Source organism: Veillonella parvula, assembly GCF_945949885.1.
Taxonomy (GTDB): domain Bacteria; phylum Bacillota; class Negativicutes; order Veillonellales; family Veillonellaceae; genus Veillonella; species Veillonella parvula_B.
The window spans coordinates 13,382-27,343 of record NZ_CAMFFZ010000010.1; the positions used below are offsets into that span (position 1 = coordinate 13,382).

Here is a 13,962-nt window from a genome sequence, read left to right on the forward strand (position 1 = left end):
GAAATATGATGAATAAGAAAAAACAGATTGGTATGGCTATATTAGCTGTACTCATGACCGCATCTGTTACAGTTTGGGCTGCAAATGATCCGTTGACTATCAGCGCTGATACATTGTCTTATGATGGCAATTCAGGTCGTGCGGATGCAACGGGTAATGTTGTTATCACCCAAGCGGATAAAACTATGACTGGTGCCAAGGGTTGGTACAACACAAAAACTCAAGAAGCAAATCTTGATGGTGGTGTATCTATGATTGGTTCTGATATGGCCATGTCTGCTCAAGCGGTTCACAGTTACAATAATAATAAATTCACTGCTAATGGTAGCGTTCATTTACAACGTGCTGATCGCCAAATCTTTGGTGACAGTGTTGAGTATAGTACTGACTCTGAATACGGTCTTGTTACAGGCAATGCCCGTTTGATTGCTGAAGGGACAACCTTAACCGGTGATAAGGTAGAAGGATGGATGAAGGAAGTTCGTGCTGTAGCGCAAGGTAATGTTACCTTCTCTAATCCTGAACGAAACGTGTCTGGTTCTGCTGACCGAGCTACATATACACAAACGCCAAACCAAAATGATGGAGTGGTACTCTTATCTGGTTCTGCGCATGCCGTTCAAAATGGTAATGTACTGAATGCACCGGAACTGAAAATTCGTTTAGCTGATGATTCTGCTGAAACATTAGGTGGACGTAGTACACTCGTCATTGTTCCGAATAAATAAGGATAATATATGTATATAGAAACCAAAAACTTAGTTAAAACCTTTAGCGGACGCAATGTGGTAGATGGTGTAAGTCTACGCGTTGATAAAGGCCAAGTTGTAGGTCTATTAGGGCCTAATGGGGCCGGTAAAACTACGTCATTTTATATGATTGTAGGCATTGAAAGACCAAGTTCTGGTATCATTACCGTTGATGGCAAGGATATAACAAATATTCCTATGTATAAGCGGGCGGCTGAAGGTATTGGATACTTACCGCAAGAGGCATCAATTTTTCGTTCTATGTCTGTAGAAGATAATATTCGTGCTATGTTACAGATTACGACAAAAAAATCTGATGAGATTGAAGCTATCGTGGAATCATTGATTGAAGAATTTCATATTGGACATGTCCGTGACCGTATGGGGATGCAATTATCTGGTGGTGAACGACGCCGTGTAGAAATTGCGCGTTGCCTCGCCTTAGAACCTAATTTCATTCTTCTTGATGAACCTTTTGCAGGTGTCGATCCAATTGCGGTTGCTGATATTCAGCAAATTATCTTACACGTTAAGAACCGAGGTATTGGTATCTTGATTACAGACCATAATGTTCGCGAAACATTGGGGATTGTAGATAAGGCTTATATTTTGAGTAATGGCAAAATCCTCCTAGAGGGTACCCCTGATGAAATTGCGAATGATCCAATCGCTCGTGAACATTATTTAGGGGATAACTTTAAATTATAGGAGGGGCTATGCGATTATTAGATAAATATATTTTAAAAGCTTTTGTAGGCCCATTCCTATTTGGGGTTTTTGCTTTTACTAGTATTTTTATTGGTACAGGCACATTGTTTAGGATTGCTCAATATATTACTGAATATGGAGCACCATTGTTGCTTGTTATGCAAGCATTTGTCTTGGCTTTACCAAGTATTGTTATTTTAACATTCCCAATGTCAGTACTATTGGCTTCTCTTATGACTTTTAGTCGTTTGAGTAGCACTAGTGAAATCGTTGTTATGCGTGCTGGTGGTCTAAGCTTTTTACGCTTGGCCATGCCTGTATATATTATTGCCCTCATCATTTCCATTGGGGCAGTAGCATTTAATGAATTTGTTGTACCTCGTACAAATCATATGTATCAAACGATTGTGCGCGAACAAATTATGAAAAATGCATCACCTCAAACACAAAATCATATTGTGTTAAAAACGATGAATGGTGATGAGCTAGGCACATTGATGTATGCTAAGAGCTATGATGCTGAAACCAAACAGTTGTCCATGATTACGGTTCAACAATTTGGGGAGGGCGGCAAGTTACAACAAGTTGAAAATGCTGATACAGCTATCTGGAATGGTCAATATTGGGTGATGCAGAATGGTATCATCTACGATTTATCAGCTGGTAATGGTGTTGAACGTACCATGAAATTTAAGGAGCAATCCTTGCCGATTAAGTCTGCCCCAAAAGATATTCAACAAGATCAACGTAAACCTGAGGAATTAACGATTAAGGAGTTACGTCATCAAATCAGAGCTTATAAGGCAGCCTATACTAATGCTAATAAACTTGAAATGGAAATGTATCAACGCTTTACAATTCCTTTGGCAAGCTTTGTATTTGCTCTCGTAGGTGCACCTTTAGGCCTTCAAAAACAACGTTCTAGTTCATCTATCGGCTTTGGTATTAGTATTCTTATCATCTTTATTTATTATGGGGTGATGACCTTTGCTGGTGCCTTAGGAAAAGGCGGAGCATTGCCAACTGTATTGGCTGCATTGATACCAGATACCTTAGGTATTATTGCAGGCTTATATTTGAATTGGCGCGTATCGAAATAACAGATTGTAATCATAGGAAAGGAGGGACTCGATGTTAGTAGGTGTTAAAATCTTAATAATTATCGCTCTTATGGGTGGTCTCATTGCTTACATGGGGGATAAGTTAGGCACTAAAATTGGTAAACGTCGCATGTCCCTCTTTGGATTACGACCTAAGCACACGTCTATTATAGTTACCATTGTGACAGGCCTTCTTGTTGCAGCAGCTACGGTTGGAGTTTTAACTTTTACGTCTCAAAGCGTACGAACTGCACTGTTCGGTATGGATAAGCTGCGAGCAGATATGAAGCAGCTAAATAATGAGGTTGCTGCAAAGACGCAAGAGCTTATTCGTGGTCAAGCTTTGTTAGAACAGAATAAACAAGAGCTTGAAGACCGGATGGCTGAGATTGAACAGATACGTCGTGAAGTAGAGGCTACAAAAGCTGAATTAGCGAGTGCACAAGCTGCTAAAGATGCAACAGAGGCAGAATTGGCATCTTTACAAGCCTCTTATGCAGAGGTATCTAAAAAGTTAGCCGAACTTGAAGAGACTCGCGCTAAGATGGAAGCTCATATTAAGAATCTACAAGCTACGCAAGAACAATTGCAAAATGGTATTATTCATTTGCGTGAAGGGACAATTCTCTTCCAAGTAGATCAGCTATTAGCGCAAGCTGTTGTACGACCTGGTTTAAGTGAAGAAGATAGCAATAATGCTATTAAACATATTATCGATGATACAAATAAGCTTGTATTACGTCGATTAGGTTTAGAGGATAAAGGTCAATCCGTTGTGTATGTAGATCGACAAAATGTTGAGGTGGCTACGCAAAAATTAATTAACTCTAAAACACCAATGGTTGTTCAAGTGGTAGCCGCAGGAAATATTATTTCAGGTGAACCTGCAGTTGCAGTTATCCAAGTATATCCACAACAATTTATCTATAAAAATGGGGAAGTTATTCACTCTGCTGTGCTGGATGGGGGTGCTAATGCTCAGTCCTCCATGCTTCAGTTTTTGAAACAAGTAAACGAGCATGCGAAGGCAAAGGGGATTATTCCTGATTCTTTATCAGGTGATATTGGAACGATATCTGGTGACGATTTGTTTACAGCTATTAAACGAATAAACACTATGCGTGGTAAGGTTCACGTTGAAGCTTATACTGATGGCGATACATATTCGTCTGGTCCTGTACACCTTAAGTTGCGTATTACCCAAATGCCGGTTTTTAATGATAAGGCAAAAATGCAAACTAATTAATATGATAAAAGTATGTTGGTTTCATACATTATAAAAGAAGGTCTTATGTAATTTTCAACATAAGACCTTCTTTTTATGTTAAAATATAACTACTGTACTTACAAAGGGGATAATCAAATGACTGAAAATACATATATTTTAGCAGTGGATCCAGGAAATGAGAAAACTGGTATAGCCATAGTCTCATCTTTCGGTGAGATGATATGCCGTAAAATTATTTCTTCAAATACTTTCAATAAAGATATTGAGCGTGTTTTAACTGAATATTATGGTATTGTTCATATTGTTTGTGGAAATGGTACAAATCATAAACACTTGTATCCTTCTCTTCAACAAATTGGACGTAATCATAAAATTACAACTAGTTTAATCGACGAATCTCACAGTACAGAGGAGGCCCGTAAATTATATTGGCAATATAATCCTCCTACAGGGTGGCGCAAGATTATTCCTACATCTATGCAATTTCCACCAGAACCTGTAGATGATTTGACGGCTCTCGTTATTGGCTTGCGTTATACGAAGCAGTTAGCTCAGAACGAAGCGGCAATCAAAGAAGAAACTATGAGTTCAAGTGAGTTAGAAGAGAAAAGATTACATGCTATGGAGCAGTTATACGGAAAAGGAGATAATCATGACGAATGAAACTTCAATGCGTAACTGGTCAAATCTTATTATGCGCTGTGTAATGATGATTCTAGGTGCCTTAATATATACGATAGGGTTAGATTTATTTTTAGTACCCAATAGTATCATTGACGGTGGGGTAGTTGGTATATCTTTGATGGCTGCGGAACTATCAGGTATTTCTTTTAGCATCTTCGTAGTACTTTTCAACTTACCCTTTTTATATTTAGGCTATAAAGTAATTGGTAAAGGATTTACCTTGTCTACTTTGTTCTCTATTATATGGATGGCAATATTTTCTACCATTGCACACCGCTTTACACCTATTACAACTGACCCATTTTTAGGGGCAATCTTTGGTGGTATAATCTTAGGTATTGGGGTAGGGCTAATTATTCGTAATGGTGGCTCATTAGATGGATCTGAAATTGTAGCTATTATCTTTGATAAACGGTCCACCTTTTCTGTAGGCGAAATTGTAATGGCCATGAATTTAGTTATTCTTGGAGCAGCGGGCTTTGTATATAGTTGGAATAGTGCCATGTATTCCTTAATTGCTTATTTTATTGCTTATAAGATGATTGATGTGACCATCACTGGACTTGAAGAATCTAAAGGGGTTATGATTATTACCGATGCAGATAATTCCAAGATTATTGCTGATGCATTAAATGCTAATCTTAATCGTGGTGTTACTATTATGTACGGAGAAGGCGGGTATTTAAAACAACCGAAACATGTATTATATTCTGTAGTAACGCGGCTAGAAATTACAAGATTAAAGGATACCGTTTATGAAGTAGATCCTACAGCATTTATTACGATCCAAGACGTACATGATGTCTTTGGTGGGAGATTTACGAAAGGTGGTCATTAAGAGGAAACTATGAGTAATAAGTTAGGTAATACAATAGTAAAAGAAATATTAGATTGGATTTATGCTATTGCATTGGCATTAATCATTGCTATGGTAATTCATATTTTCTTGATTCAACCTACTAGAGTGTCTGGGGAATCAATGGATGATACATTACACAATGGACAATATTTGATTGTTGCAAAATGGCATCACATTATGAATGACATGCCAGAATATGGTCAAATTGTTATTATTGATAGCCGCGTTAATCGCGTTCGCACATGGGTGGATGATGTAAAAGAGCCATTGATGAACTATGTATCTGTTTTTAACAAAGCCGCTCAAACAAATGATGTATGGGTAAAACGCGTAATTGGTCGGCCTGGTGATGTATTAGAGTTTAAGGATGGTCATGTATGGCGTAATGGAGAGCCATTACAAGAGCCATATACAAAAGATAGAAAAATGAACTTCACTCGCTCTACATCTGTAACAGTTCCAGAAGGCCATGTGTTTGTAATGGGGGATAATCGAAATCATTCTAGTGATAGTCGTTTTATCGGCCCAGTTCCTGTTGACCATATTCTAGGGTTTGTTTCTTACGCAATTTAATAATCGTGAAAGCCTATCTACGATAAATTTCATCGTAGATAGGCTTTTTTAAGTTAAGAAGGATTAAGTTACGTCGTATCTTGTGAAATGTATACTAAATAAAATTTAGCAAGACGGCTAGGGTGAATCTAAATATATCACTTATCAATCTTATAGAAAATAAACAATTAAAACAAATAAATTAATATAAATTATAAGATAGGCTAAATTTAATAAGCAATAATTATTAAATTTATAGCTGTAGATAATAAAATTATCTATTTTTTTAGACTGTAAAATGAAATTTTGTAAAATTAAATTTTTGAAAATATAGTAAAAATCTATGTTTTTAGTATAATTTTTATTCATGAAAGAAATTTCATGAAATTTAGTTGCGTAAAATGCTTTACAAAGTTTTGGGGTGGTGGTATATTCACATCAACAGAAAGGCTACGCTACAAAGAAGTGAAGCTAAGATAGATAATTTAGTTGAGGAAACATGGACACTCCTAATACATCTTTCATAGTGATACTACTTATGTAGTGAACGTCTTCTGCAAATATAAATTCTTATTTATAAGAAAGAAGGAATTCATTATGAAAAAACAATTCGCAACAATGTTAGCAGCAACAGCAGTGTTAGGTGTAACAACAGCATTTGCTGCAAATCCATTCTCCGATGTAACTCCAGATAGTTGGGCATACCAAGCAGTATCCCAATTAGCACAATCTGGTATCGTTAATGGTTATCCAGATGGCACTTTCAAAGGCCAAAACAATATCACTCGTTATGAAATGGCTCAAATGGTAGCTAAAGCTATGGCTAACCAAGATCGTGCTAACGCTGAACAACAAGCTATGATTAACCGCTTGGCAGATGAGTTCTCTAACGAGTTGAACAACCTCGGCGTTCGAGTATCTCGTTTGGAAGACCGTGTAGGTAATGTAAAGGTAACTGGTGATGCTCGTATCCGTTACCAAGGTTCTGAAGACAAAGGTGTTTACAAAGCTAATAGTAAATCTTTAACTGACGGCCGTGCACGTGTACAATTCAATGCTAATGTAAATGATAAAACACAAGCAGTTGTTCGTGTAAAAGGTAATTACGAATTTGGTGACTCTACTAAAGGTTCTCAAGCAACAATCGATCGTGCTTACGTAGATCACAAATTTGGTAGCAACGTATCTGCTAAAGCTGGTCGTTTCCAACAAACAATTGGTGGCGGTTTGATGTACGATGATACATTTGACGGTGCACAATTGAACGTAGGTAATGATAAAGTTCAAGTACAAGGTGCGTATGGTTATATGATTGATGGTGCTGCTGATGGCAACTCCAAATCTGATAACCCATCTGTATCCTATGTAGGCTTAAAAGGTAAAGTTGGTAAAGAATCCTCCATTGGTGGCTTCTACTCCAGATTATCTAGCGGCAACTTGAACCACAACGGTGTAACAGTTAACTCCGATAAACAAAATGTTTACGGTTTCAATGCTGACTTCCGTAAGAATAAATTATGGGCCGGCGGCGAATGGTTGAAAGCTTCCAACGTAGATAACTCTCAAGCTTGGACAGCAGGTCTTGGCTATGGTAACTACGACATCGCTAAAAAAGGTACATGGGATGTGAAAGGTCAATACTTCAACCAAAAAGCTAATGCACCAATCGTAAGCTCCACATGGGATCAAGCATATGACTTAACAAATACATCTAATGGTTACAAAGGTTACATGGCTAGCGTAGACTACGCAGTACAAGATAACGTAGGCTTATCCGCAGGTTATGGTTTCAACTCTAAAGATCAAAACGGTAATGATCTTTCCGACTTCTACCGTGCAGAATTAAATTACAAATTCTAATTCCCTCACAACAAAAAAAAGACTTCTTCGGAAGTCTTTTTTTTGTTGCATAAAAATCTTATATATTATCTTTTGTATATAATAGTATATATAGTAAATTTAATACATATATAAGATTCCTTAATACATCGAATGTTTTAGTAATTATTTAGTTCTAATACACCATATATTGTATGATGTATTTATAAACCCATTATGTATAAAACATTTTATTATTTATTAATTAGTATATCATTTATAAGTTTGGTTTAATAATGGTTATGATAATTATTCTTACTTAATGAGAAAGTAGATAATTTTTAATTTTTTAATGAAAAAAATTATATCTTATAAAACTAGATAAAATCTAACTTAGCAGGCATTTTAAGTTATAAAAACAAGACAATGAGAACCTAATTGAGAAAAAAGGGTTTACACGAAAAAGTGGTTGTGCTAATATCACCCTACTAGAAGTAGCAAACACATGAAACGAAGAACTTCGATATAGAATGTGGCGAGGAAACGTGGACACTCCCAAAGATTCTTGATCTGAAGAACTGAGTAGAATGTGAATGTTATGACTTGTAACATTTTATTTTTCTATTTTTTTCAGAAAGAAGGAATTCAACTATGAAAAAACAATTCGCAGCAATCTTTGCAGCAACAGCAGTTTTGGGTGTAACTACTGCATTCGCAGCTAACCCATTCTCCGATGTAACTCCAGACTCTTGGGCATACCAAGCAGTTTCCCAATTGGCAAACGCTGGTATCGTTAACGGTTACCCAGATGGCACTTTCAAAGGTCAAAACAATATCACTCGTTACGAAATGGCTCAAATGGTAGCTAAAGCTATGGCTAACCAAGACCGCGCTAACGCTGAACAACAAGCTATGATCAACCGTTTGGCTGATGAATTCTCCAACGAATTGAATAACTTGGGCGTTCGTGTAGCTCGCTTGGAAGACCGCGTGGGTAATGTTAAGGTAACAGGCGATATGCGTTTACGTTACCGTGATGCTGAACACGCTAAATCCAAATTCGACGCTCGTGCTCGTGTACAATTCAATGCGAAGGTAAACGATCGCACTGAAGCAGTTGTTCGTGTAACTTCCGGCAACTTCGAATTCGGTCAAGGTTCGGAAGGTGAGGATAAAGCTGATGCGACTATCGACCGCGCTTATGTAAATCATAAATTCGGCGAACGCGTATCCTTGAAAGCTGGTCGTTTCGGTCAAGCATTTGGCGGCGGCTTGATGTTTGACGGTACGTTTGACGGTGCTCAAGTGAACTTTGGCAACGATAAAATTCAGGCACAAGCGGCTTACGGTTATATGACGTCCGGTGACTTCGAGGATATTAAACGTGCTGACAACGAAAGTATCAGCTATATCGGCTTGAACGGCAAAGTAGGTTCCCATGTCAATGTGGGCGGTTTCTACGGTCGCGTTAACGGCGATAATTTCGTTGGTTCTAATCGCCGCGATTCCTATAAAAACCTTTACGGCTTCAATGCTGATGCTAACTTCAATAAAGTATGGGTTGGCGGCGAATGGTTGAAAGACTCTAAGATGGCACGTTCTCAAGCTTGGGTTGCAGGTCTCGGTTACGGCAACTATGACATTAAAAAAGCCGGTACTTGGGATGTGAAAGCTCAGTACTTCAATCAGAAAGAAAACGCTCCAATTGTTGATTCTACATGGAATCAAATTTATACTCACAATGCAAAAGGCTGGATGGCAAGTGTTGACTATGCTTTACAAAATAATGTAGGCTTGTCTGCATACTATGGCTTTGACTGGAAAACAACTGATAGCACAAAAGCTGATAAAGGCGACTTCTACCGTGCAGATCTTAACTACAAATTCTAATTTGACAGTTAATCATATAAAAGAGACTCCTTTGGGAGTCTCTTTTTTGTGTGCGCAATATAAAATAGCATGTGTAATTTCTATAAGACCTTTTATTATAGTATTTAATAAATAGTATGCAGGCAATAGTATCTACTCAATTAATATAGAATAAGCCATTGATAATAGAGTGGTTTTGAATTTAATGAAAATTTCATGAGCAAACTTTCTTGTCATTATTAGGGTTATTACCGCTAATTTCTATCTATATAGCCACTATTAATGGTATAATAAAGAGTATTTTAATTTTTTATAAAGGAGGCAAACATGAATCCTTCTTTTTCTCATATTAAAATGGTTGCCATCGATTGTGATGAAACTTTGGTGCGTAGCGATAATACTATATCTGACTATACAGTAGATGTATTACATCGATTGCAGCAAAGGGGTGTTGCCATTACGATTGCTACGGGGCGTATGTACCAAACGGCTAAGCCCATTGGGCAGGCATTAAAGCTTGGTAATGTGCCGATGATTTTATTTTCTGGTGGCCTCATTCAAGAGTTGGAAACAGGATGTAAACTGTTTGAACAGACTGTTTCTATTGAAGTGGTACGTCGTATTTATGAATTAGCAAAACAATATGATTGGCATATACAATCGTATGTGGATGATCATTTACTATGCCATCATAAGACGTGGCAGTCCGCTCTTTATGAAAAACAGACTGGTGCTACGGCAGAGTTTTTAGGGGATAAGTTATATAGTTTAAAAACTGAACCGAATAAGCTAATTGCCATAGATACAGTAGAAGGAATTAACAGAATTATTGAAATTTTAACTCCTAGAGTTGGTGATATGGTGACTCTAGTTCGTAGCCAAAAAGACTTTTTAGAAATCGTTGCCCTTAATGTGTCAAAGGGGCGTGCTTTGACACAACTAGCTTTAGATAATCATATTAGTTTAGAACATATCGTTTCTTTTGGTAATGCAGAAAATGATATTTCTATGCTACGTAAAACAGGTTACTCTGTAGCTGTTGAAAACGCTACAGATCATGTAAAATCTGTGGCTCATACAATTTGTGGTCATCATAATGACGATGGAGTAGCCCATTGGATTGAAGATAATCTTTTATAATGGAGTAAAACTATGGAAGCATTTCGTTTGTTAATAGTTACAGGTATGTCAGGTGCCGGCAAAACTCAAGTATTGCAAGCTTTAGAAGATATGGGGTATTTATGTATTGATAATATTCCTCCTGTGCTGATTCCTAAATTAAGTGAAATTTGCCGACAAGGTGGAGAACGGACTAATCGCGTTGCTCTTGTTGTAGATATTCGGGGGGGCGAATTTTTTGAAGCTCTTTCATCATCTTTAGATACATTAAAAGATATGAAGGTAGATTTTGAAATTGTATTTATGGATGCTACAGATGAGACTTTGATTCGTCGCTATAAGGAAAGTCGTCGTAGCCATCCATTGGCTCCAGATGGGCTGATTACAACAGGGTTAAAGAAAGAACGTCAAATCCTTAACTCTGTACGCCATAAAGCTGACTTTATAATTGATACTACTAATATGAAGACGGCAAGCTTGAAAGAATATTTAAAAACGCGTTTTACTCAAGTTGATGAAGGTCATGGTATGGCTATTACTGTAGTGAGTTTTGGCTTTAAATATGGTATTCCTCTCGATGCAGATATGGTTTGGGATGTTCGTTTCTTACCTAATCCATTTTATATTCCCGAGTTTCGCCATAAAACAGGTCGAGTAAAAGCGGTTAATGAATATATTCATTCCTTTGAAGTGACCGATGAATTTAAAAAACGTTATTTTGATACCGTAGACTTCCTTGTGCCAAATTATGAACAAGAAGGTAAGTCTCAGTTTATCGTAGCGGTAGGCTGTACAGGTGGTATGCATAGATCTGTAGCTATGGCAGAGGCGCTATATTCTCACTTATTAGAGAAAGGGTATCGCGTATCTGTTGAACACAGAGATATGATGAAAAATAATGTAGAAGAAGATTATAATCCTCATGAAATTATAACACTTGATAACTAGATAGGGGGGATTATGTTGCGAAAAGGATGGTTCCGGTGGCTAATTCCGGGTCTAAATATAAAACGTTGGCTTGCCCTATTTAGTTGTGGTGTAGGTCTTTTAATTATTGGCATTTCTTTGATGTTTAACTATCAATGGCTTGCCGTTCTTGAAGATATTGTACTTGCCTTTTCCTATAATATGACGGGCTTTTACAATTATAATGTACTCATTGCTGTAGGGGCTGTAGTATTATCGATTGGTGCTGTATTAATGCTCATCGGTACGAGTAAAGTTATTAAAACGATTATTCGCGCCGTATTACCTAATCCTGACAGTAAGGTATCGGATATTATTTTTCAAAATATCCGACTCGATAAGGGCCCAAAAATTGTAGTAATCGGTGGTGGTACGGGCTTATCAAATTTATTGCGCGGTTTGAAATCACATACATCAAACCTATCTGCGATTGTAACTGTCGCTGATGATGGAGGTTCTTCTGGTCGCTTGCGTGAAGATTTTCAAATGATAGCTCCTGGTGATTTGCGAAACTGTTTAGTATCACTAGCTGAACAAGAAGGAGTAATGGAGAACTTATTCCGTTATCGTTTCGATGGTGAAAATGAGCTTTCTGGGCACAGTTTTGGTAATCTCTTTATCACTGCGCTTGCTCAAGTTTATGATGGAGATATTGAAGAAGCTCTTGAAGCGGCTAGTAAATTGTTGCGTGTCCGTGGTCGTGTAATTCCTTCTTCTACAGAGTTTATTAAATTGCGTGCTGAAATGACAGATGGCACTATTGTAGAAGGTGAAAGCAATATTCCAAATTCGGGTAAACGAATTCGTCATATTTATAGTGATCCAGCACAGCCTAAGCCAGAGGGGGCTGCATTGCGTGCCATTGATGAAGCGGACGTAATCATCTTAGGTCCTGGTAGTTTATATACAAGTATTATTCCAAATTTACTGACTGATAAATTGGCCTCTCATGTTCGAGCAAGTAAGGCTAATAAAATCTATATTGCTAATGTTATGACACAACCAGGCGAAACTACGGGCTATACATTAAATGACCATGTAGAGGCTCTGATTGAGCATGGCGGGGAAGGAATTATAGATACTGTTCTTGCTAATGATGGGCCGTTGCCAATTCAAATGGTTGAACAATATAGTGCTGTAGGATCTGAACCATTGGTATTAGATACTAAAAAGTTACAAGACAAAGGAATCCGCACTATACGAGCTACCTTAATTAACCCTCAAAAACCGGCTGTTCACGATCCTGAACGGTTAGGTAAAGTTATTATGGATATCATTCATGCTATGCAATCTAACACTGAACCGCATATCTTAGAATATTATCTTCAACGAGATGATCATTAATGAGAAGGGATGTCCATGTCATTTGCAGAAGATGTAAAAAATGAATTATGCCAATATGAAGCCTCTAGTGATGCGGATGTGGCCATGAAAATTGAAGCGTCTTGCTTATTGCGTATGAGCGGATCTATCATTTTGGGGATGAAAGGTGCCGTCGGCATTCGTTTGGCTACGGCTAATAATGCAGTAGCTCGTCGGTTGCTTGGTATTTTGAAAAAGCAATACGAATTACCTACAAATGTATTAGTACGACAAGGTTTAAACCTGCGTAAAAAAAATATGTATACGCTCTCTGTGGAACCTTCTATAGAAGGGAGACAGGTTTTAGAGGATCTCGCTTTATGGCCTGTAACCGAACAAATCCCTCGCAGTTGGCTCAAATCAATGGAAGCACGACGTGCCTTTTTAAGGGGAGCTTTTTTAGGGGGAGGCTCTGTTAATAAACCACAAAGTGATTACCATCTTGAGTTTATGACGGGAAACGAGATTTTTGCGAGGGAAATTATCCATGTATTACGGCTTTTTCACATTCATGCAGGCTTAACGGAGCGGAAGGAAGAGTATGTAGTATATCTTAAAGAAGGGGATGCAGTAACAAATTGTTTGCAAATCATGGGTGCTCAATCGGCGCTTATGGAATTTGAAAACGTGCGGATTATGAAAACCGTACGGAATCAAATTAATCGTCAAGTCAACTGTGAGACGGCAAATTTACAGAAGGTTGTGGATGCAGCAGTTCGTCAGGTAAAAGCAATCCGTATTATTGATAGAGAAATCGGTATTGAAGAATTACCTGAAAAGTTGCGCGTCGTTGCAAGACTTCGGTGGGAGAATCCTGAAGCGAGTTTAAAAGAGCTTGAAGAGTTGATGGAGGGGGAACTATCTAAATCTGGAATTGGCCATCGACTAAAGAAGATTGAAGCATTAGCACTTACGTATGACCCGTTGGGGCTCGAAGAAATATAGAGG

Annotated in this window: 13 protein-coding genes; all 13 read left to right on the forward strand. The window is 37.8% G+C overall.

Going from position 1 to position 13,962, the window contains the following annotated elements:
- Nucleotides 1-5 precede the first annotated feature (5 nt).
- Complete coding sequence (locus tag Q7O55_RS04450; protein ID WP_004698437.1) at nucleotides 6-728, forward strand: LptA/OstA family protein; 723 nt, start codon at nucleotides 6-8, stop codon at nucleotides 726-728.
- A 9-nt stretch (nucleotides 729-737) separates the two neighbouring features.
- On the forward strand, nucleotides 738-1,457 hold the full coding sequence (gene lptB, locus Q7O55_RS04455; RefSeq protein ID WP_303928746.1) for an LPS export ABC transporter ATP-binding protein: 720 nt from the start codon (nucleotides 738-740) through the stop codon (nucleotides 1,455-1,457).
- An 8-nt stretch (nucleotides 1,458-1,465) separates the two neighbouring features.
- Complete coding sequence (locus Q7O55_RS04460; protein WP_060919875.1) at nucleotides 1,466-2,557, forward strand: LptF/LptG family permease; 1,092 nt, start codon at nucleotides 1,466-1,468, stop codon at nucleotides 2,555-2,557.
- A 31-nt stretch (nucleotides 2,558-2,588) separates the two neighbouring features.
- On the forward strand, nucleotides 2,589-3,803 hold the full coding sequence (locus Q7O55_RS04465; protein WP_303928750.1) for a DUF3084 domain-containing protein: 1,215 nt from the start codon (nucleotides 2,589-2,591) through the stop codon (nucleotides 3,801-3,803).
- Between the two features lie 117 nt (nucleotides 3,804-3,920).
- Entirely contained in the window at nucleotides 3,921-4,448 is a 528-nt protein-coding gene (locus Q7O55_RS04470; RefSeq protein ID WP_303928751.1) for a hypothetical protein, read from the forward strand.
- Nucleotides 4,438-5,307 carry a YitT family protein gene (locus Q7O55_RS04475; RefSeq protein WP_303928752.1) on the forward strand — a complete coding sequence of 290 codons (870 nt, stop codon included), beginning with the start codon at nucleotides 4,438-4,440 and terminating at the stop codon, nucleotides 5,305-5,307. The genes Q7O55_RS04470 and Q7O55_RS04475 overlap by 11 nt, the downstream gene beginning before the upstream one ends.
- 9 nt (nucleotides 5,308-5,316) lie before the next feature.
- Nucleotides 5,317-5,901 carry a signal peptidase I gene (gene lepB, locus Q7O55_RS04480; protein WP_303928754.1) on the forward strand — a complete coding sequence of 195 codons (585 nt, stop codon included), beginning with the start codon at nucleotides 5,317-5,319 and terminating at the stop codon, nucleotides 5,899-5,901.
- Between the two features lie 576 nt (nucleotides 5,902-6,477).
- Nucleotides 6,478-7,740, forward strand: coding sequence for an S-layer homology domain-containing protein (locus Q7O55_RS04485; RefSeq protein WP_303928756.1), 1,263 nt, complete (start codon nucleotides 6,478-6,480; stop codon nucleotides 7,738-7,740).
- A gap of 609 nt (nucleotides 7,741-8,349) precedes the next feature.
- Entirely contained in the window at nucleotides 8,350-9,588 is a 1,239-nt protein-coding gene (locus Q7O55_RS04490; RefSeq protein WP_303928758.1) for a putative porin, read from the forward strand.
- Nucleotides 9,589-9,894: 306 nt separating this feature from the next.
- The gene (locus tag Q7O55_RS04495) at nucleotides 9,895-10,707 is read left to right on the forward strand and encodes a Cof-type HAD-IIB family hydrolase (protein ID WP_303928760.1); all 813 of its coding nucleotides are present in this window, start codon (nucleotides 9,895-9,897) and stop codon (nucleotides 10,705-10,707) included.
- A gap of 12 nt (nucleotides 10,708-10,719) precedes the next feature.
- Nucleotides 10,720-11,634 (forward strand): RNase adapter RapZ, encoded by a 915-nt coding sequence (gene rapZ / locus Q7O55_RS04500; protein WP_303928761.1) that lies wholly within the window; start codon nucleotides 10,720-10,722, stop codon nucleotides 11,632-11,634.
- Between the two features lie 12 nt (nucleotides 11,635-11,646).
- A complete protein-coding gene (yvcK, locus tag Q7O55_RS04505; RefSeq protein ID WP_303928763.1) occupies nucleotides 11,647-12,996 on the forward strand; it encodes a gluconeogenesis factor YvcK family protein in 1,350 nt (449 codons plus the stop codon).
- Nucleotides 12,997-13,011: 15 nt separating this feature from the next.
- Nucleotides 13,012-13,959: a DNA-binding protein WhiA gene (whiA, locus tag Q7O55_RS04510; protein WP_303928765.1), complete on the forward strand. Its 948-nt coding sequence runs from the start codon at nucleotides 13,012-13,014 to the stop codon at nucleotides 13,957-13,959.
- The last annotated feature ends 3 nt before the right edge of the window (nucleotides 13,960-13,962 follow it).

Coding starts and splice junctions, on each gene's coding strand:
- Q7O55_RS04450 (WP_004698437.1), top strand. CDS start 6: ATGATGAATAAGAAAAAACAGATTGGTATGGCTATATTAGCTGTACTC.
- lptB (WP_303928746.1), top strand. CDS start 738: ATGTATATAGAAACCAAAAACTTAGTTAAAACCTTTAGCGGACGCAAT.
- Q7O55_RS04460 (WP_060919875.1), top strand. CDS start 1,466: ATGCGATTATTAGATAAATATATTTTAAAAGCTTTTGTAGGCCCATTC.
- Q7O55_RS04465 (WP_303928750.1), top strand. CDS start 2,589: ATGTTAGTAGGTGTTAAAATCTTAATAATTATCGCTCTTATGGGTGGT.
- Q7O55_RS04470 (WP_303928751.1), top strand. CDS start 3,921: ATGACTGAAAATACATATATTTTAGCAGTGGATCCAGGAAATGAGAAA.
- Q7O55_RS04475 (WP_303928752.1), top strand. CDS start 4,438: ATGACGAATGAAACTTCAATGCGTAACTGGTCAAATCTTATTATGCGC.
- lepB (WP_303928754.1), top strand. CDS start 5,317: ATGAGTAATAAGTTAGGTAATACAATAGTAAAAGAAATATTAGATTGG.
- Q7O55_RS04485 (WP_303928756.1), top strand. CDS start 6,478: ATGAAAAAACAATTCGCAACAATGTTAGCAGCAACAGCAGTGTTAGGT.
- Q7O55_RS04490 (WP_303928758.1), top strand. CDS start 8,350: ATGAAAAAACAATTCGCAGCAATCTTTGCAGCAACAGCAGTTTTGGGT.
- Q7O55_RS04495 (WP_303928760.1), top strand. CDS start 9,895: ATGAATCCTTCTTTTTCTCATATTAAAATGGTTGCCATCGATTGTGAT.
- rapZ (WP_303928761.1), top strand. CDS start 10,720: ATGGAAGCATTTCGTTTGTTAATAGTTACAGGTATGTCAGGTGCCGGC.
- yvcK (WP_303928763.1), top strand. CDS start 11,647: ATGTTGCGAAAAGGATGGTTCCGGTGGCTAATTCCGGGTCTAAATATA.
- whiA (WP_303928765.1), top strand. CDS start 13,012: ATGTCATTTGCAGAAGATGTAAAAAATGAATTATGCCAATATGAAGCC.